12 protein-coding genes are annotated in these 20199 nt (G+C 53.0%); 11 read left to right on the forward strand and 1 reads right to left on the reverse strand.

Translation table 11 applies throughout. From position 1 onward, the window contains the following. Nucleotides 1-26 precede the first annotated feature (26 nt). The 4 genes from ACMGDE_RS14755 (at nucleotide 27) to ACMGDE_RS14770 (ending at nucleotide 8045) form a co-directional block, all read left to right on the forward strand. Nucleotides 27-1514 (forward strand): RagB/SusD family nutrient uptake outer membrane protein, encoded by a 1488-nt coding sequence (locus ACMGDE_RS14755; RefSeq protein WP_436833587.1) that lies wholly within the window; start codon nucleotides 27-29, stop codon nucleotides 1512-1514. Nucleotides 1515-1516: 2 nt separating this feature from the next. Then, complete coding sequence (locus tag ACMGDE_RS14760; RefSeq protein WP_436833588.1) at nucleotides 1517-3940, forward strand: alpha/beta hydrolase family protein; 2424 nt, start codon at nucleotides 1517-1519, stop codon at nucleotides 3938-3940. A gap of 87 nt (nucleotides 3941-4027) precedes the next feature. Next, nucleotides 4028-5869: a glutamine--fructose-6-phosphate transaminase (isomerizing) gene (gene glmS, locus ACMGDE_RS14765; RefSeq protein ID WP_436833589.1), complete on the forward strand. Its 1842-nt coding sequence runs from the start codon at nucleotides 4028-4030 to the stop codon at nucleotides 5867-5869. Between the two features lie 10 nt (nucleotides 5870-5879). After that, nucleotides 5880-8045 (forward strand): DUF4954 family protein, encoded by a 2166-nt coding sequence (locus ACMGDE_RS14770; RefSeq protein WP_436833590.1) that lies wholly within the window; start codon nucleotides 5880-5882, stop codon nucleotides 8043-8045. On the opposite strand, the gene ACMGDE_RS14775 is transcribed toward ACMGDE_RS14770, so the two are convergent. Next, nucleotides 8033-8893 (reverse strand): sigma-70 family RNA polymerase sigma factor, encoded by an 861-nt coding sequence (locus ACMGDE_RS14775; protein ID WP_436833591.1) that lies wholly within the window; start codon nucleotides 8891-8893, stop codon nucleotides 8033-8035. The genes ACMGDE_RS14770 and ACMGDE_RS14775 overlap by 13 nt on opposite strands. A 173-nt stretch (nucleotides 8894-9066) precedes the next feature. On the opposite strand from ACMGDE_RS14775, the gene ACMGDE_RS14780 reads away from it, so the two are divergent. The 7 genes from ACMGDE_RS14780 (at nucleotide 9067) to ACMGDE_RS14810 (ending at nucleotide 20193) form a co-directional block, all read left to right on the forward strand. After that, nucleotides 9067-9915, forward strand: coding sequence for a mechanosensitive ion channel family protein (locus ACMGDE_RS14780; RefSeq protein WP_436833592.1), 849 nt, complete (start codon nucleotides 9067-9069; stop codon nucleotides 9913-9915). Between the two features lie 141 nt (nucleotides 9916-10056). Further along, on the forward strand, nucleotides 10057-11250 hold the full coding sequence (locus ACMGDE_RS14785) for a DEAD/DEAH box helicase (protein ID WP_436833593.1): 1194 nt from the start codon (nucleotides 10057-10059) through the stop codon (nucleotides 11248-11250). 144 nt (nucleotides 11251-11394) lie between these two features. Next, the gene (locus tag ACMGDE_RS14790) at nucleotides 11395-11967 is read left to right on the forward strand and encodes an RNA polymerase sigma-70 factor (RefSeq protein WP_436833594.1); all 573 of its coding nucleotides are present in this window, start codon (nucleotides 11395-11397) and stop codon (nucleotides 11965-11967) included. 76 nt (nucleotides 11968-12043) lie between these two features. Then, a complete protein-coding gene (locus tag ACMGDE_RS14795; RefSeq protein WP_436833595.1) occupies nucleotides 12044-13246 on the forward strand; it encodes a FecR family protein in 1203 nt (400 codons plus the stop codon). 268 nt (nucleotides 13247-13514) lie between these two features. Further along, the gene (locus ACMGDE_RS14800; protein WP_436833596.1) at nucleotides 13515-16937 is read left to right on the forward strand and encodes a TonB-dependent receptor; all 3423 of its coding nucleotides are present in this window, start codon (nucleotides 13515-13517) and stop codon (nucleotides 16935-16937) included. 12 nt (nucleotides 16938-16949) lie between these two features. Further along, on the forward strand, nucleotides 16950-18905 hold the full coding sequence (locus ACMGDE_RS14805) for a RagB/SusD family nutrient uptake outer membrane protein (RefSeq protein ID WP_436833597.1): 1956 nt from the start codon (nucleotides 16950-16952) through the stop codon (nucleotides 18903-18905). Nucleotides 18906-18942: 37 nt separating this feature from the next. Next, nucleotides 18943-20193 carry a DUF5000 domain-containing lipoprotein gene (locus tag ACMGDE_RS14810; RefSeq protein WP_436833598.1) on the forward strand — a complete coding sequence of 417 codons (1251 nt, stop codon included), beginning with the start codon at nucleotides 18943-18945 and terminating at the stop codon, nucleotides 20191-20193. Nucleotides 20194-20199: the final 6 nt, after the last annotated feature.

Raw genomic sequence — 20199 nt, forward strand, 5'->3', positions numbered from 1 at the left:
TGTGTACTTCTTAATTTGCAATTGACATGAACAACAGGATAAAACTATTAATAGGGGTGACCGCAGTGTCCATCGGGTTGGGCAGCTGCCAGAAAGACGAATGGCTGAATCCGAACCCAACGACCTTGATTACCGACATGACGGCGTTCAGTACGCCGGAACGGGTGGCAAACCAGGTGAATGGGTTGTACGCGGGACTTAAAACTGGAAGTTTATTGGGGAGCTGGTACATGATCATCAGCGATGTGCGCACGGGCGAATTTCACTGTAGCAACATGAATGCGGCAACGGGATCCACCATGTACGCCATGTTAGCGCAGACCACCACGGGGGATGTGAGCAGCATATGGGAGGCGGCCTATCAGCTGATCAACAAGTGCAACGTGTTTTTGGACGGATTGGATAACGGCGGGGCGGAGGTGCTGGCGCCTGAAGTGGCAGACAACTATCGCGCAGAGGCGAGGGTGCTGCGGGCGATGAGTTATTATTACTTATTGCAGACCTACGCCCGCCCGTATTGGGATGGGAATGGCGGGATGCCGGGACTGCCGCTGCGGTTGACGGGCAATACGGCCCCCGGCAATTATGACCTGGCGAGAAGTTCGGTGGCGGAAACCTATCAGCAGGTGTTGGCGGATTTGGATTTTGCGGAGCAAAACCTGCCCGACCGCTATTCCAGTGCGTTTTTGAATACCACCAAAGCGCATAAGAATACGGCCATCGCGTTGAAAACCCGGGTGTATCTGAGCATGGGGGACTATACCAACGTGATTACAGAAGCAAATAAAATCGTATCCGCTTCGGCACCGTTTACGGCAGCATCGGGCGTGGCCAATGCGCTTGTGCCGGATATTACCCAAGTCTTCAATTCGCCATACACTACAGCGGAGTCCATCTTCTCTATGCCCTTTACGAGCAATGATGCGCCGGGCTCGGCCTTGTCCCGCTTCTATTTGCCGGGTACGGGTGATGGCGGAACAGCGACAAGTAACGGTGCGGGTGAATATTCGCTGAACAAGGTGGAAGGCGCGTATGCTTCGGCAGACTGGGCCGCTACGGATGACCGTAGAAAGTTGACCATCCAGGGACCGGCAACGGGAAAAGTGTGGCTGTCTAAATTTAGCGAGGCCTCGCCTTATACGGATTACGCACCGGTGATCCGCTACTCGGAGGTGCTGTTGAATCTGGCGGAGGCGTTGGCCAGGAGTACCAATAGCATTGATGCCCGCTCGTTGGCGCTGTTCAATGCCGTTTACGGCCGCTCCAATCAGGGCGCATCGTTTGAAGCAAGCGATTTTGCTTCTACAGCAGTTTACTTGGCGCGGATGGTGGAAGAACGGCGCATCGAATTTGTCGGTGAGGGGATCCGCAACGGTGATTTGATGCGCTTGGGACTGACCATTCTGGGTAAATCGCAGCATGCGGTCAACCCGGTACCGTCAGACGACCCCCAATACATCTTCCCTATTCCAAGCGACGAGTTGATTTTGAATAATTTAATGGAAAACAATTAAGCATGCAACATAATAAACAACTGATGCGCAGGATGGCAACGTCTTGCCTGTGGGTATCGCTGCTTTCCTTAGGGGGAGGCGTATCTGCTCAACAAAACCTGAAATACCAATTGCCGCCGCAAAGTATCGTGGATTTGGTGGATGCCCCACGGGCCGCGACCTACCTATTCAGTGACGATGGGCGCTGGCTGCTGATTTTGGAGCCGACGGGCTACCAGTCAATCGAGCAGGTGGCACAGCCGGTATTGGGCATTGCGGGTTTACGGATCAACCCGGTGGCCAACACGTGGGTGGCGGAGAATGCTGAAACCTACCAATCAGCAGTCGTCCGCGAGTTGAAAACGGGCGAAGAATTTACCCTGCAGGGGCTGCCTGAGGGGGTACAGATCGCCGATGCAAAATGGTCGCCCAAAAGCAATGGGTTTGCCTTTCTGAATAAAGGCCTCCACGATACAGAGTTGTGGGTGGCGGATGTTGACCAGCGTTCGGCAAAGAAAATAGTAAGTCAGGTGAACGACACCTATGGCGAATCGTTCCAGTGGGCGAAAGGTGGCGATGCACTGCTGGTGCATCAGGTGATGCAAGACCGTGGACCGGTCCCCCCGGCGCCGGTAGTGCCGGAAGGACCGGTGGTGCAGGAAAACTTCGGGGGCAAAGCGCCGGCACGCACGTATCAAAACCTGCTGGCCAACGCCTACGATGAGGCGTTGATGGAATATTACACCTCAGCCCAGCTGGTGGAGGTCGGCCTGGACGGTGCTACGAAGAATGTGGGCACGCCGGGGATATTCCAAAGCGTGTCGTACTCGCCAAACGGCAAATACCTGCTGGTAGAAAAGGTGGTCCGCCCGTATTCGTACGTGGTGCCGATCTCGGATTTTCCGAACGAGGTGAGCATCTGGTCGGCAGACGGCACGCCGGTGAAAAAACTATATACCACGCCGCTGGCGGATAACCTGCCGCCGAGTTTTGATGCCGTGATCGCGGGTCCGCGGAATTTTGCGTGGCAAAAAAATGCAGATGCGACGCTGATATGGGTGGAGGCGCCGGATAAAGGGAACCCCGACCAAGAATCGGCGTTCCGGGATGAGCTGTTTGCCCTGGGCGAACCATTCGATATGGGGGCGAAGAAAAAAATCTATGCGGCAAACTACCGAATCGGACGCGTATACTGGGGCGAGGATTTTGGGATTGTCAGTGAAAGCTGGCGTAAGGACAGAAGCACGAAAATGACCATGATCGACCCTGCGTCTGCGACGGTGGTAAAGGTCTTATCCACCCGCAAATCGGAAGATACCTATACCGATCCCGGTGATTTCATCATGGGTGAGAAGGGATTGTTATTGGCCGATAAGAAAGGAAGCGTATTTACCAAGGGTACCGGAGCTTCGCCTGAAGGCGATCGGCCGATCGTGTTGAAATGGAACCTGAACGAGGGAAAAGTGGATACCCTGTTTAAATCACAGCGCGGTTATTACGAAGAGCCTGTTTTCTTCAAAAACGGGGGCACGGTGTACTTCACACGTGAATCGTCTACCGAATCGCCTAACCTGTTCGCCGTAACGCTGGGGACTAAGAAAGAACGGCAGCTGACGGATTTTCCGGACCCTTATCCGAGCTTGAAATCTGTACAAAAGCAATTGCTGTCATACCCGCGCAAAGATAGCCTGATGCTCAGCGCGACCTTGTATTTGCCGGCGGACTTCAAAAAAGGCGATGCTCCCCTCCCGGTGCTGATCTGGGCGTACCCGCGCGAGTTTAAAACCAAGGCAGCTGCCGGACAGGTGAAGGGCTCTGCACACCGTTATCCGGTGTTGGCCTTCCGTTCGCCGGTGTATTGGGTGACACGCGGTTACGCGGTGTTGGATCAAGCGGATATGCCTATCGTTGGCGAAGGGGATACCGAACCGAACGATACCTTCATTGAGCAAATCAAGGATAACGCCGTTGCGTTGATCGATTATGTGGTGGATATGGGGGTGGCCGACAGGAACCGGATCGGCGTAGGTGGGCACTCCTATGGGGCATTCATGACGGCCAACCTGTTGGCTCATACCGATTTGTTTGCAGCCGGTATCGCCCGTAGCGGCGCGTATAACCGTACGCTGACGCCTTTCGGTTTTCAGGGCGAAGCCCGTACGTATTGGCAAGCAAAGGAGGTATATGACGCGATGTCGCCTTTTACCTATGCGCCGCAAATTAAACGCCCGTTATTGATGACTCATGGGATGGACGATGAGAACTCCGGTACCTTCCCCATTCAAAGCGAGCGATTGTACACAGCAGTTAAAGGCCATGGTGGTATCGTGCGCTTGGTATTGCTGCCCAAGGAATTTCACGGGTATAGAAGCCGCGAAGGGGTATTGCACACCTTCTGGGAACAAGACCAATGGCTGGAGAAATACGTGAAAAACAGGGAAAAATAAATTCGTTAAAAAAGGTTACGCAACCGATTGTTTAATGATAAAAATACTATTTTTGCCGTCACATAATAATAAACCAAACGCAAGTTTATGTGCGGAATCGTCGGCTACACGGGCCAAAGACAAGCCTATCCGATCTTGATCGATGGCTTAAAGAAGTTAGAATACCGCGGCTATGACAGTGCCGGCGTGGCATTGCATACCGGCAATCATATCGTGGTCTATAAAAAGCAAGGCAAGGTGTCGGCACTGGAGGAATTCGCCTCCGGGCAGCCCACCTTGGCTTCCACGGGTATCGGCCACACCCGGTGGGCTACCCATGGCGAACCCTCCGACCGCAACGCGCACCCGCATTATTCGGCATCGGGAACGGTCGCCATGATTCACAACGGCATCATTGAGAATTATGTGCAGCTCAAACACGAACTGCTTAGCAAGGGCTATACCTTCAGCAGCGATACCGATTCGGAGGTATTGCTCAACTTCATCGAAGACATCAAGCTCAACAATGCCTGCTCGCTCGAAGAGGCCGTGCGCATCGCGCTCAAGCGCGTCACGGGGGCGTATGTGATCCTTCTCATCGATCAGGACCATCCGGATACCATCATAGCGGCCCGGAAGGGCAGTCCGCTGGTGATCGGCGTAGGCAAAAATGAACATTTTCTCGGGTCCGACGCATCGCCTATGTTGGCCTATACCAAGGAGGTGGTCTACATCAACGATTATGAGCTCGCCATCGTCAGACCCGATGAACTCATCCTCAAAAACCTGGGCAATGAACGCATCACGCCGTTTGTGCAGAAACTCGACCTGGAGCTGGCCGCCATTGAGAAGGGCAGTTTCGAGCATTTTATGCTCAAGGAAATACACGAACAGCCGCAAACCATACAGGATTCGCTGCGGGGCAGGCTCCATGCGGAGCAGGGGATGATCACGCTGAGCGGGCTGGATCAGATCGCGGATCAGCTGCGCGAAGCCAATCGCATCGTCATCGTGGCCTGCGGCACGAGCTGGCATGCGGGACTTGTAGGAGAATACCTCATCGAGGAGCTCTGCCGCCTCAATGTGGAGGTGGAGTATGCCTCGGAATACCGCTACCGCAATCCCATCGTGTCGCCCAACGATGTGATCATCGCGATCTCCCAAAGCGGGGAAACGGCCGACACGCTGGTGGCGCTTGAAAATGCGAAAAATCAGGGCGCCACGATCTTTGGCATCGTCAACGTGGTGGGCTCCTCCATCGCCCGCATCTCGCATGCGGGGGCGTATACGCATGCCGGACCGGAAATCGGTGTGGCCAGCACCAAGGCGTTTACCGCGCAGTTGGCGGTGTTGCAGTTGATTGCATTGAAGCTGGCCGAAATACGGGGAACCATCTCCAAGGAGCTGTTCCATACGCTGCTTCGCGAGCTGGAGGAGGTACCTGCCAAAGTGGAGTGGATCCTGCAAAACCAAGTGGAAAACATCAAGGCGATCGCGCGCCGGTACGAGGATGCCCGCGATTTTCTGTACCTGGGCCGTGGTTATAACTTCCCCATCGCACTGGAAGGGGCGCTGAAGCTAAAGGAGATCTCGTATATCCACGCTGAGGGATATCCGGCGGCGGAAATGAAGCATGGCCCCATTGCCCTGGTGGATGAATACCTGCCAGTGGTGTTCGTGGCGACCAGAGATGCCTACCACGAGAAGATCGTGAGCAACATCCAGGAGGTGCATGCCCGTAAGGGCAAAGTGGTGGCGGTGGTATCGGAAGGAGACGATCGGGTGAATGACCTCGCCGATGCGGTGATGGTGGTGCCCCAAGCCCACGAGATCGTGGCGCCCCTGCTGTCGGTGATCCCGCTGCAGCTGCTGGCGTACTACATCGGCGTGGAGCGCGGGCTGGATGTAGATAAGCCACGCAACCTCGCCAAGTCGGTCACGGTAGAATAATGCGAAGCCCATGACCTTCTTACACAAAAAGCCACTGAATACCCTGGGGTATGATTTTATCCCCGGCGAGTACCTCCCCGAGGGGAATGACCAATATTACCTGCGCGACCGGCAACAACTGACGGCCTATCACTATCGGCAGCTCTCTGCCGCTGAAATCAATGGACTCGTGCGCAACGGCAATTACTCGCCTAACTGGGCGGATGTGTGGGTGACGGATCGTTTCCTGCCGGAACAGATCGAGCATTCGAAGTTTTACGGGCGGGTACGCATCGGGGATATGGAACCCACGTACCTGGAGTACCGCGACCTGAAGCTACCGACGGGCATTTATAACAGTGTGGTGGTGAGCTGCGACATCGGGGGCCTATCGGCTATTCACAATGTGCGCTATATGGCGCATTTCATCCTGGGCGATGAGGTGATGCTCTTCAATATCCATGAAATGGAGACGAGCAGCAACGCCAAATTTGGCAATGGGATCCTCAGGGAGGGCGACCCCGAAAGCAGCCTCATCGAGCTGGAGCTGTGCAATGAGAATGGCGGCCGCGCCGTATTGCCTTTCGATGGCATGCAGGCATCGGATGTATACCTATGGACACGCCGCCGGCACGACCGCCAATTGCAAGCGCGCTTCAAGGCCATCACCTTCGCCCGATTCGATACACTCCGCGGCTATTACAGTGTCATCAGCCACCGGACGGTGATCAAAAATTCGCACATCATCAAAGATGTAAAGATCGGTACCGATGCCTACATCAAGGGGGTAAACAAGCTTAAGAATGTGACCGTCAACTCCATCGCCGGCGCTTATACGCAGATCGGCGAGGGATGCGAGCTGGTCAATGGTGTGATCGGCCACGGCTGCCGCATCTTCTATGGGGTCAAGGCCGTGCGTTTTATCCTGTCGTCTTTTTCGCAGCTTAAATACGGCGCTCGCCTCATCAACTCCTTCTTGGGCGATAACAGCACCATCTCCTGCTGCGAGGTGCTCAACTCGCTCATCTTCCCTGCTCATGAGCAGCACCATAACAATTCGTTTCTTTGCGCAGCGCTGGTGATGGGCCAGAGCAACATGGCGGCGGGCGCAACCGTGGGCTCCAACCACAACTCCAGGGCCGCTGATGGTGAGATTATAGCCGGCCGGGGCTTCTGGCCAGGCCTCTGCGTGAGCCTCAAGCATAATTCGCGCTTCGCTTCGTATACGCTCATCGTGAAGGGCGACTTCATGCATGAGCTGGATATCCGGCTACCCTTCGCGATGGTGAGCCATGATGTGCCGAATAACCGCTTGGTGATCTTGCCAGCCTACTGGTTTTTGTACAACATGTATGCGCTGATGCGCAACAATACGAAGTTTATCAGCCGTGATAGGCGCTCGCTCAAGAATCAGTACTTCGAATATGATGTGCTGGCACCCGACACCATCAACGAGGCGTTCGTGGCACTGCGCGATATCGAGACAGCCGTGGGCAAAGCTGTCTATCCCGAAGCGGGCGATCCTGCGGGTTGGGCGATCCGCGGACGGGAAGCGCTCCTTGACGAGTCGGTGGACCTGCGCGGGCGGGAAATCCTGCTCGACGGCGCAGAAAATTCGAAACGCAAGGTGGTGCTCATCAAGGTCCGCGAGGGCTACCGGATGTACCGCCAGATGATTGAATATTATGCGGCTACCCAGCTCAAGGGGTATTTCGATACCCATACGTTTGCGCAGTTCGAGGCCGACTGCCTCATGAAGGATGTGCAACCCGAGCGGACTACTTTTGAGAATGTGGGCGGACAGCTCATGCGTAAGCACGACGTGGAAGCCCTGCTGGATGATATCCGTAACGGGAAGGTGAACGATTGGGACGCTATTCATCAGCGCTACCACCAGCTGAGCAGCGGCTACCCCACGCATAAATTCGAACATGCCCTAGCCGCCCTGCTGGAACTCAAGGGGCTGGATCAATCGCAGCTGACGGAAGCACTGATTCAGCAGCTCATCCAAGAAAGCGTACAGACGAAGCAGTGGATCTGCAAGGAAATTTACAAAACGCGCGCCAAGGACTACAGCAGCCCCTTTCGCCGGATGGTCTACGAAAATGAACAGGAAATGGAGGCTGTGATGGGTCGACTGGAAGACAATGCCTTCATCCGGCAGCAGCAGGAGGAATACGAACGTTATTCGAGATAGGAAAACAGGCTTCTTCCCCCAGGCAATTTTTGTAATTGCATCAAGGCCTTCATTTTAATTTGCCGGATCCGCTCGCGGGTGAGTCCCAAGTGCCGGCTGATCTCATCCAGGTTTTTCGATTCGGTATTCTGCAGACCGTAAAACATGGTCAATACCAAACGCTCCCGTGGGGAAAGTTTTTCTAACAGGGTCTGCACATGCGTCCGCAGGAAATCAGCTTTGATGTGGTGATCCGTGGGCGGATGCTCGTCGGAAAGCACGTCCAACAGGCTGACATCTTCTGCAAATACAGATGGCGCGTGCAGGGAAATCTGTTTTTCGGCATTGGTCAGTGCACGTTTTACCTTGTCGACCGAAACGCCTAACTCGGAAGCCAGCTCGTCAATACCGGGCTCCCGCTCGAGACGCTGCTCCAGCTTGGATTGCGATTGCTTTAGCTTGATCAGGTCTGAAACCTGGTTGCCGGGCAGACGGACGGTACGCGACTGCGTAGAAATAGCCGCCATGATGCTTTGGCGTATCCACCAAACAGCATACGAAATAAATTTGAACCCTTTGGTCTCGTCAAATCGCGTTGCTGCTTTTACAAGGCCCATGTTGCCTTCGTTGATCAGGTCTTCGAGTACCAAGCCTTGATGCTGGTATTGCTTGGCAACGGATACCACAAACCGGAGGTTGGCGTTGATGAGGCGGTTTAGCGCCGTGCCATCGCCACCCCGTATGCGGGCGGCAAGCGAGGCTTCTTCTTCGCCGCTGATCAATTTGTATTTGCTCACTTCATGGAGATAAACGTCCAACGATCGATTAGAACGACTCGTGATCGACTCCGAAATCTTTAACGGTCTCATAAGCTGGTTCGGATTACCCTTTTTTGGGTTGCTGGATATTAATCTGGGGCATGATGTAAAACTAATCAATTTAATTGGTAATCCGCGGGCCTTTTTCTCAGCCTGTTTTTTTGATTCTAGCGGGAATGTAGTAGTTTTGAAAACAATTGGTAACACCAACATACCAAATAACTATGCAAAACATCGAAACGAAAAACATTGAAGGGTATTGGGATCAATTTTTAGCGGCGGCTGTGGAATGGGCACCGCGGATTATTTCCGCAATCATTTCGGCCTTGTTGATTTATCTAGTCGGGTCCTGGTTGATCAAAGTGATTAAACGCATCGCGGCCAAGACCTTTGAGCGCCGGGGATGGGATATTTCACTACAGAAGTTTCTCAACAACCTGATCAGTTGGGTACTGAATATCCTTCTCTTTATCCTAGTGGTCACCCAACTGGGGGTGCAGACATCTGCCTTTGTCGCCATCATCGGCGCGGCGGGATTGGCCATCGGCCTTGCGCTACAGGGGTCGCTGGCCAACTTTGCCGGCGGGGTGCTGATCCTGGTGCTGAAGCCGTTCAAGGTGGGCGATTACATTGAGTCCAGCGCTGGGGAATCGGGGACGGTCATCGAGATCGATATCTTCAACACGAAGCTGGATACGCCCCAAAACCAGCGAGTGGTGGTGCCCAATGGGCAGCTGTCCAACAGCAGCATCACCAACTATACCCACCTTGGGACGCGCCGTACCTGGTTTGACGTGGGAATAGCGTACGCCGCAGACCTGAATAAAGCGAAGGAGGTGCTACTCGAGGTGGCGAAAAATAACGAGTTCGCGTTTGCCGATCCGGCCCCACAGATCGTGGTGACCACCTTTGGCGACAATGCGGTAAACCTCTCGGTGCGGGTGACGACCTCCAATGAAAACTTCTGGACCATGCAAGAGCAGCTGCTGGTAGACTGCAAAGCGGCGCTGGATAAGGCAGGTATCGAAATTCCCTTCCCCCAGCGGGATGTGTATGTGTATGCGAAAAGTTAGCAGATACCAAATAAATACCGTATCTTTGCGCCATCCTTTCAAAATTATCCATATTAGACTGGATATTGGTGTTGTTATGCATTCAACATTTTTAAATACACGAATTTGCAATTTTCAGAATTAAATCTTTCAGAGCCCATATTGAAGGTTTTGGAAGCCTCCGGATATCAAACCCCTACGCCCATCCAAGCGCAGGCCATTCCCATCATCTTACAGAAACGCGACGTAGTCGCATGTGCGCAAACCGGAACAGGGAAAACCGCGTCGTTTTCGCTGCCGCTGATCCAGTTTTTAATGGATCGTCCGCGGAATGAAAATAAAGGTCCACAGGCATTGATCCTGGCCCCCACACGGGAGCTGGCCATCCAGATTGCCGAAAACATCGGGACGTATTCGAGCCTGACCCGCATCAAACATGCGGTGGTATTCGGCGGGGTGTCGATCAACAACCAGATCAACGAGCTGCGCAAGCGCCCTGAGATCCTCATTGCCACACCCGGCCGGTTGCTGGATCTGCTCAATCAGCGGATTTTTTCCTTAAAGGATGTCAACTACCTGGTGCTGGATGAAGCAGACCGGATGCTGGACATGGGCTTTATCAAAGATATCAAGAAGATCATCGCCCTGCTGCCCGTACAACGGCAGACCCTATTGTTTTCGGCCACGATGCCTAAGAGCATCGCCGATTTTGCGCAGTCCATCCAACGGAATGCCGAAAGCATTGCGGTAACACCCGTTTCATCGACGGCCGAAAAGGTATCGCAGGCCATCTTCCCGGTAGCCAAGGCAGATAAGATCGAGCTGCTCGGTCACCTCATCAAGCAGGAGAAAGGCGGTAACATCTTGGTGTTTTCGCGGACCAAACACGGTGCCGACAAAATTGTGCGGAAACTCAAGCAAACCGGTGTATCGGCCGAAGCCATACATGGCAACAAAACCCAGCAGGCCCGGCAAAAGGCGCTGACCCAGTTCAAAGCCGGAAAGATCACGGTGCTGGTGGCGACGGATATCGCGGCGCGCGGTATCGATGTGGACAGCTTGCAACTGGTGATCAACTACGACCTGCCCAACGAGCCGGAAACCTACGTGCACCGCATCGGACGGACGGGCAGGGCGGGCGCAAGCGGACGGGCCTGGTCATTTTGTGATGTGGAGGAACAAGAATACCTCTGGCAGATCAATAAGCTGATCGGCAGGCAGATCCCCATCACGACGGACCATCCGTTTTTTGTAGCAGGCGCGATATCGCTTGAGCCAGCTGCAATACAAAAAAAGGCGCAGGCACCAGCAAAAAAGAAGCGGCGTAAACCTAAATCAAGGTTTGCCGCGGCTTAGTCGTCGTCACTGTTTTCAATATTCGTGCGCGGCTTCAACCTAGGAGCCGCGCACTCCTATTTCTTTAACCTATACTTAATAAATAGCTAACATATCACGGCTACCTTTGGCCCATGCTTGACGCATGAGCGACGGCAAACCGGTATGAGTAATAACGACAATGAGCCAACGATACGTGAACCCCAAGATCAAACCCTACCTCATAAGGTATTGTTTGAACGTTATTATACACGGCTGTGCGATTTTGCCAGACGCTTCCTCGGCGACGTAGATGCGGTGGAGGATGTGGTGCAGGATGTTTTTGTGGCTTACATCGAACGGAGTGCATCGACATCGAATCGGCCCGAATCCATCAGGAGCTACCTCTATCAATCTGTCAAAAATGCTTGCCTGAATCGGCTTCGGAGCAATAAGGTCGCTGAGCGGTATGAATCCAACCACGAGTCACCTGTTATCGAAGAGCGCCACGCCCTGACGGCGATGATCCATGCCGAGGTGATCGGCGAAATACACCAGGCGTTGCGGCAGCTGCCGGAAGGATGCCGCATGGTGATCCGGTTGGGCTTTTTCGAGGGGCTCAACAATCCGCAGATTGCCCATGAACTCAATATAAGCGTCAATACGGTAAAAAGCCAAAAGCAGCGTGCCGTATCGTTGTTGAGGGCTTACCTAAGCCCCCAGGCCCTATCCATTTTGCTGTCGATGCTCCTTTCTTAAAAAAATCGCTTTCGAGTTCCACCCACTTTCCATAGGAGCGTGTCTTAGGATAAAAGCTAGGAAAATTACGCCTTAGATGAACGAGCGCGAAGCATTTGATTTCTCCAATGTAATGTTGAGATACCTGAGGATGGAACTTACGCCTGAGGAAGAGCAGGCCTTTTTGCAGGCTGTCGCTTCTGACCCCGATAAACAAGACCTGCTGAACTATTATAAGCATACCTCGACGCTGGAAAAAGATCTCGGCTACGCAGATCGGTTGAATACCGAAGCCGCTTGGGACAAGGTTATGGCGCAAGTAACATGGCAGGCATCGCAGCAAGGGAATGTAAACCAACAACGGCATCCGATCTGGCGTTTCCGGGGCAAATGGCTGCAATACGCAGCCATCGTGGTGGCCGCTGTGGCGGCCACGATCTGGTGGTACGGCAACCATCGGGATAGCGGTATCATCGCGGATAGCCAGTATGGTTTTAAAAATGATGTGCTGCCGGGCGGTAATCAGGCCCTGCTGGTGCTATCAGATGGCAAGACCGTACCGTTGGACCAGTCAGTGCGGCTGATCAGGGAGGGGAAATATCCGGTGTCCGCATCAAGGGATGGAGAACTCAGCTACCATCAAGGGGTCGACGGTGACCCGAGCCGGGTCAATGAGGTGCGGGTACCGCAGGCCGGACAATATAAAGTAATCCTTTCTGACGGGACAACCGTTTGGGTAAATTCCCTGTCAACCTTGACGTTTCCTGTGCAATTCGGTGCCGGCGAGCGGCGTGTCACGTTGGAGGGCGAAGCGTTTTTTGATGTGACCAAAGATCCTGCCCGCCCCTTCTACGTCGAGGTGGGCGGCAAGACCATTCAGGTGCTAGGCACACGTTTCAATGTTTCGGCATATTCCGACGAAGTGATGACCACCTTGGTAGAAGGAGCCGTCAGAATTGCCGATACCCGCTCCGTCCGCATGCTCAAACCAGGGCAACAGGCCATTGCCAAGCCATCGGGCATCGATGTGCTCCCAGCCAACCTCGAAAAAGCCACAGCGTGGAAAGACGGTTACTTCGTATTTGAGGGGGATGACATCCAGACTATCATGGAGCAAGTGGCGCGTTGGTACGAGGTGCAGGTGCACTACACAGGAGAAATACCGCAAGATGTTTACAGTGGCAGTGTACCGCGCCATTCGACAGTGGGCGGGGTGCTGCAAATGCTGATGGATGTCAGTGACCTCCGGTTTGAGGTAGACGGCAGGGATATCACCGTAATAAACAAGCATGAAAAATAAATCGACTAACCTAAAACCAATGCGTATGGCATGACCACAATACAACGTTAACCCCGGATCGAGCCCAAAAAAACCGGAAGTGCACCACCACTCCCGGCCATATTTAAAGGGCTGAATAACAAAGAATCAGTGAAATTCAATGGTACAATAGTTAACCCTTATTTGTGACGAAAGTATGAAATATTTGATACAAGTCAAAAACTTGGAACAGGCAAGTTTTGGACTTGCCTCGACCAACAGAGTTGAATGGCCTTTAATCATAAGGATAATGAAACTGGTTGTGTTTTTAACCTTGGTACTAGCGCTGGGCGCCCATGCGACGAGCAAAGCCCAGTTGGTGACATTCAGTGTCGAAAAAGCCGACATCAAGGATGTGTTCAACGAACTGCAGAAGCAAACCAACTATCGTTTTTTGTATAATGAGCGCATCTTCGAGCAGATGGATCCGATATCCATGCGGGTGAAGAATGAAAGCCTGGACAAGGTACTGGACCAGCTGTTCGAAGGAAAAGGAATCGCCTACCGCAAACGCACGGGCATCATCACCGTCCGGTCGGTCGATCGGCCCCGTTACTACGATAGCCTCACCAAGCAAGACCTGACCATCATCGGTACGGTGACCGACTCGGTAGGCCCCATGACTGGGGTGTCTGTGGTGGTCAAAGGAAAGCCCTCCATCGGCACCACGACGGATTTGAATGGGAAATATGTCTTGCAAGTGCCTGAAGGGGAGGTGACGCTGGTATACAGCATGGTAGGATTTGAGACGGTAGAAATGCCTGCAACCGGAAAGAACGTGATTGATGTGCTGATGAAGGTAGATGAGAGTGGCTTGGAAGAAGTGGTCATCGTAGGATACGGTACACAAAAGAAAGAATCGGTCATTGGCTCTATCACCACCATCAAGCCCTCTGAACTAAAGGTGCCGTCGAGCAACCTGACCACGGCCCTGGCCGGGAAAATAGCTGGCGTCATTGCCTATCAGCGGAGTGGCGAGCCGGGGGCGGACGATGCCCAGTTTTTTATCCGGGGGGCTACGACCTTCGGCTACCGGCAGTCGCCTTTAATCTTGATTGATGGGATGGAATATACCACCACCGATCTGGCGAGGCTGCAACCGGATGACATCAAGGAGTTTTCCATCCTGAAAGATGCCACGGCTAGTGCGGTCTATGGCGCCAGGGGGGCCAATGGGGTGATCTTGGTGACCACTAAAGGCGGTATGGAAGGCAAGCCACGGATCAACTTCCGCGCGGAAAATTCCGTATCGGCGCCGACACGGCAGGTGGAGCTAGCCGATCCGATCACCTACATGCGGCTGAGCAATGAGGCCGTGTTGACGCGAGATCCGCTCGGCGAAATCATCTACCAACAAAGCCAGATTGATAATACCATTGCGGGGACCAACCCGGTAGCATTTCCGCAGGTGGACTGGCAGGAATCCCTGTTTAAGGACTACACGGTCAACCAGCGGTACAATCTCAACCTTAGTGGTGGCGGGCAAGCGGCAACCTACTACGTGGCGGGCACCTTCAATCGGGATAATGGTATCCTCAAGGTGGACGACCGGAATGACTTCAATTCTAATGTCAACCTCAATTCGTATAACCTGCGAGCAAATGTCAACATCAACGTATCGAAGTCTACGAAAGTGGGGGTGCGCCTCAACGGAAATTTTGACGACTACAGTGGCCCCCTTTCCGGTGGGACAGACGTTTTCAAAATGGTGATGCGAGCTCCTCAGACGCGCTTTTTGCCATACTACCCCGAGCTGCCGGGGGAATTGAGTCTGAACCACATCAAATTCGGCAATACCTTGGCCGGGAATGCGGTCAATCCATACGCCGAAATGGTAAAGGGCTATAAAAATTACAACCGCTCGCTGATGGTAGCCCAAGTGGAGCTCAGTCAGGACCTGCACTTCATCACCGATGGACTGACGTTCAACGGGATGATGAATACCAATCGGCGAGCCTATGCTGAAGTAGGCCGGCAGTATACGCCGTTCTTATACACGATGAACTACTACGATAAGCTGACCGATACATACCAGTTGTTGCCGCTCAACAATGGACCTGCCTCTTCGGGTGGCGGCACGGATTGGCTGGACTTTGTGCGCGGCGACGAAACAGTGAATGCTGTATTCCACCTCCAAACCGCCTTGAACTACAACCGTTCGTTTGCCGACAAGCACAATGTATCGGCCATGGGCATCTTCGTAATGCGATCAGAAACAGAAAGCAACGCGGCGACTCTGCAAGAGTCGTTACCCTATCGCAACCTCGGAGTATCCGGCCGGACGACCTACAACTACGATAGCCGATACTTCTTTGAATTTAACTTTGGTTACAATGGATCCGAACGGTTCTCTATCGAAAATCGGTATGGCTTTTTCCCGTCGGCGGGAATAGCCTGGGCCATCTCCAACGAACGCTTCTTCGAACCGCTGTCATCAGTGGTCAACAAGCTGCGGGTGCGGGGCAATATCGGGCTGGTGGGTAACGATGCCATCGGAAGAGCCGAAGACCGCTTTTTTTACCTCTCCGAAGTCAACATGAATCAGCTGGGCAATGGGTATCACTTCGGGACCACCGGAGGCTACGGTGGCGCGGGCTACAGCATCAACCGTTATGCCAATCCTAGCATCACCTGGGAGACTTCTCGTAATACCACGCTGGGACTGGAATTGGGGCTATGGGGTAAGCTGAACTTAATTGCCGAGTATTTTATGGATCATCGGTACAACATCCTGATGGACCGGGCTTCTATTCCCGGGACAATGGGATTACAGGCCGTGACCAAGGCCAATGTAGGTGAAGCAAGGTCTCGATCTACCGATATTCAATTAGATTACACCAGCAATTTCGGTCCGGATTTCTACCTTTCCTTCCGAGGGAACTTCACCTTTTCGCAAAATCGGTACGAGGCCTATGAGGAACCGGCGTATGCCGAACCCTGGTTGTACCGCAAGGGCCATTCCACCTCCCAGCGCTGGGGGTATGTTGCGGAGCGCCTCTTTGTAGATGACTATGAGGTGGCCAGTTCGCCCGTTCAGAATTTCGGCGATTTCATCACCCGTGGCGGCGACATCAAATATCGCGACATCAACGGCGACGGCGTGATCAATACCTTGGATCAAGTGCCTATCGGCTTCCCCACTATACCCGAAATCGTGTACGGATTCGGCTTCTCCACGCGGTACAAATCAGTTGATTTTTCGGCGTTTTTCCAAGGCTCGGCGCGCTCATCGTTCTGGATAGATGTTAATGCTACATCGCCATTCATTAACTACCGGTCTGATGAGGAAATTGCAAACGGCTTTTTGGCCGGGAAGCAGCTACAGAACCAATTGCTCAAGGTATATGCCGACAGCTATTGGTCGGAGGAAAACCGCGGCCTGTATGCGGTGTGGCCACGTCTATCGTCACTGTATAATGGCAATAGCAACCAGCGAAGCACATGGTTTATGCGGGATGGTGCATTTCTGCGGCTCAAAAGCGTCGAACTGGGATACACCTTTCCGAAGGTGCTTATCGAGCGCATCGGTGTGCAGAACCTGCGGCTCTACGGATCGGCGACCAATCTGTTTACGATCACTGGTTTCAAGTATTGGGATGTCGAAATGGCGGGAGATGGCTTGGGATACCCGATTCAACGCGTCATGAACATCGGTTTACAATTAGATTTTTAATTATTCGTTATCATGAAAGCTATTCGAATAAGTGCGGTCGTCTTACTGGCGACGTTGCTCAATGCCTGTCAGGATTACCTTGACATTATACCGGACAATGTTCCGACCATAGATTATGCTTTTCACTTGCGCTCATCAGCTGAGCGTTACCTCTTTACCTGTTACTCTTACCTGCCTGAAAATGGTCACGCCAGTACCAATCCCGGGTTCAATGCAGCGGATGAGGTCTGGTATATGTATCCGGTCAACTGGGTGGATGAAACGGTGCTGAATGTAGCCAAGGGCCTGCAAAATATTCAAAATCCCTTGGTCAATTACTGGAACGGCGGGAATCAGGGGAAACCCTATTTCCAGGCCATCCGCGATTGTAATACCTTTCTGGAAAACATCGACCAGGTGGTGGATCTGGAGGAATACGAAAAAGAACGATGGATCGCCGAAGTGAAATTTCTGAAAGCCTACTATCATTTCTTCCTCGTACGGATGTATGGCCCCATTCCATTGATCAAGGCGAACCTGCCGTTGGAGGCCTCATCTGACGATGTGAAGATTTACCGCGAGCCACTGGATGCTTGTTTTGATTACATCGTGCAACTGCTGGACGAAGCCATCGTTAATGAAAACCTGCCAGACAACATCACGGGACTCGAAAACACGGAACTCGGCCGGATTACCCGCAGCATCGCCCTGGCGGTGAAGGCTAAGGTGCTCGTGACCGCGGCCAGCCCCTTGTTTAACGGCGGAAACCCAGGATTCTTCAGCCTGAAAGACAACCAAGGGCGGGAACTTTTCAGCACGACGGCAGATCCCCAAAAATGGGTGAGGGCGGCCGAAGCGTGTCGGGAAGCGGTCGAATTTTGTGAAGCCCAAGGCTTCGGCTTGCATCAATTTGGTGGCAGCTTTTCGTATACCATCAATGACACCATCAAAACCCAGTTGGATATCCGGACCGCCTTCACCGAACGCGAAAACAATGAAGAGCTGATCTGGGCGTTTACCAATAGCCGCCTGACCGAAGTCCAGCGTTACTGCTCCCCTCCGATTATCGCGGGAGACCGAGGAGGGGATGGGGTGGCACCGAAGGGGTCCATTGCTCCCACGCTGAAAATGGTCAGGCAATACTATACCGACAAGGGGTTGCCTATTGCTTATGATAAGGATTGGGCGGGCACTTCCGATGAGGAATTGGTGACCGCCGCCGAAGATGACCGGTACTATGTGAAAAAGGGACAGGTGACGGTGAGGCTCCATTACGACCGGGAACCCCGGTTTTATGCTGCCGTGGGATTTGATCGCGGAATCTGGTTTGGCAATGCCACCAATAACTATGATGTGACCTTGGAAGATAATGGAAATAGCGGCCTATTATATATCCAAGGCAGGTCTGGCGAACTCGCCGCCCGGCAGGGTGTCGGTGGTTTTTCCATCACCAGCTACCAGCTCAAGAAACTGGTAGACATCCGAACCGTGCAGACACCCCAAATACCGGCCACCAATATCTATGCGTATAGTTGGCCGGAGTTCCGGATGGCTGATCTGTACCTGCTCTATGCAGAGGCGCTCAACGAAGTTGGAGGATACTCTGCAGACGTATCTCAATGGATTAATAAGGTGAGGCAACGTGCTGGGATACCGACGGTAGAGGAATCATGGGACAATTACTCCACCCAGCCAGGATATTATCAGGATAAGAATAACATGCGGGAGATCATCCGGCGAGAACGTACCATCGAACTGGCGTTCGAAGGGCATCGGTATTGGGATTTAAAGCGATGGATGACCGCACATGTGAATGGTAACCTGAATGCGCCGGTATATGGGTGGGATATTGACCAGAAAGATCCGCAGTCGTTTTACCGGCCCGTGCTACTGTTTAACCAGCGATTTGCGATGCGCGATTATTTTTCGCCCATCAAGCTGTCTGAGTTGCAAATCAACACCAATCTGGTGCAAAACCCGGGATGGTAATTTTTGAGGAGTAGAAATTAACAAAGGAAATAGGATTATGGAACGCATATATAACGTATTGGTACTTACGCTTGCAATAGGCCTGGGTGCCATGATGTCCTGCTCGGAAGAGAAATTCATGCCCGTGGAGCGCGGCGGCGGGACCCCTAGCCCGGTTCACGAGGTCCGCGTAGAAAACTTGGCAGGTGGAGCCAAAATATCTTATGCTCTGCCGGATGACGAAAATTTGCTTTATGTCAAAGCGGTGTATACGCTGAAAGGTCAGGAAGTTGAATCAAAGGCATCTTATTTGACGAACCACATCATCTTAGAGGGCTTCGGCGACGAAAACGAGCGGGAGATCGCCCTCTATGCGGTGAGCCGCTCCGAGAAGGAGTCCTCACCGGTGACTACGACGATCAAACCGCTGCCTGCCCCGGTATTCTCCGTGCTCCAGTCGCTGGACGTGCAAGAAACGTTTGGCGGTATCGTGGTCAACTTCGAGAACCCATCCGCGGCCAGCGGCAGTGTCAACAGCAACATCGTGGTCGGCACGCTCAGGTGGGATGCGGAATTGGAAGAATGGGTGCAAATCGACACCTATTATAGTGGCTTGACAAAGGACCAGTTTGCCGTAAGGGGACTGGAATCTGTTCCGATTAAGTTTGGGATTTTCATCAAAGACCGGTGGGATAACCATACTGACACGTTGGAGACCGAACTGACCCCCATTTATGAGGAGGAAATAGAAAAGGATCGCTGGCGGGATGTACGCGGCCTTTACCCGGTACCGCAGGTGGGTATATTACCCGTTTCTGGCAATCCAATGGTGGAGGGAGTCGACTATTCCGGTGCATATCCGATTATCAATTTATGGGATGGCAACGTAGGCAATTTCTTTCATACCAAGTCGGGATTTCAACTGCCGATATGGGTGCCCTTCGATTTGGGGGAGTCCATCAAGCCGAGCCGGTACAAGATATGGCAGCGGTCTGTGGCGGGGGGATATTTTTCACATGGCAACCCCCACGAATGGGAGATATGGGGAACGAATACACCGGAAGATCCCAACAGCTGGGTGATGATCGCGCATGAGGTTATGGTTAAGCCGTCGGGATTGCCTATCGGCCAGAATTCGGCTGATGATCGGGCGATCGCAGCAGCGGGCCAGGAGTACGATTTCAACTTAGATGCTCCCGCTGTGCGTTACTTGGCTTGGAAACAAGTTGACAATTGGGCATCCATTCAGGGGGAGGTCGGATTCCTGCACATCAATGAACTTTCGTTGTGGGGACAACGCGGTCAATAATCAACT

Source organism: Parapedobacter brassicae, from assembly GCF_051400755.1.
GTDB lineage: Bacteria > Bacteroidota > Bacteroidia > Sphingobacteriales > Sphingobacteriaceae > Parapedobacter.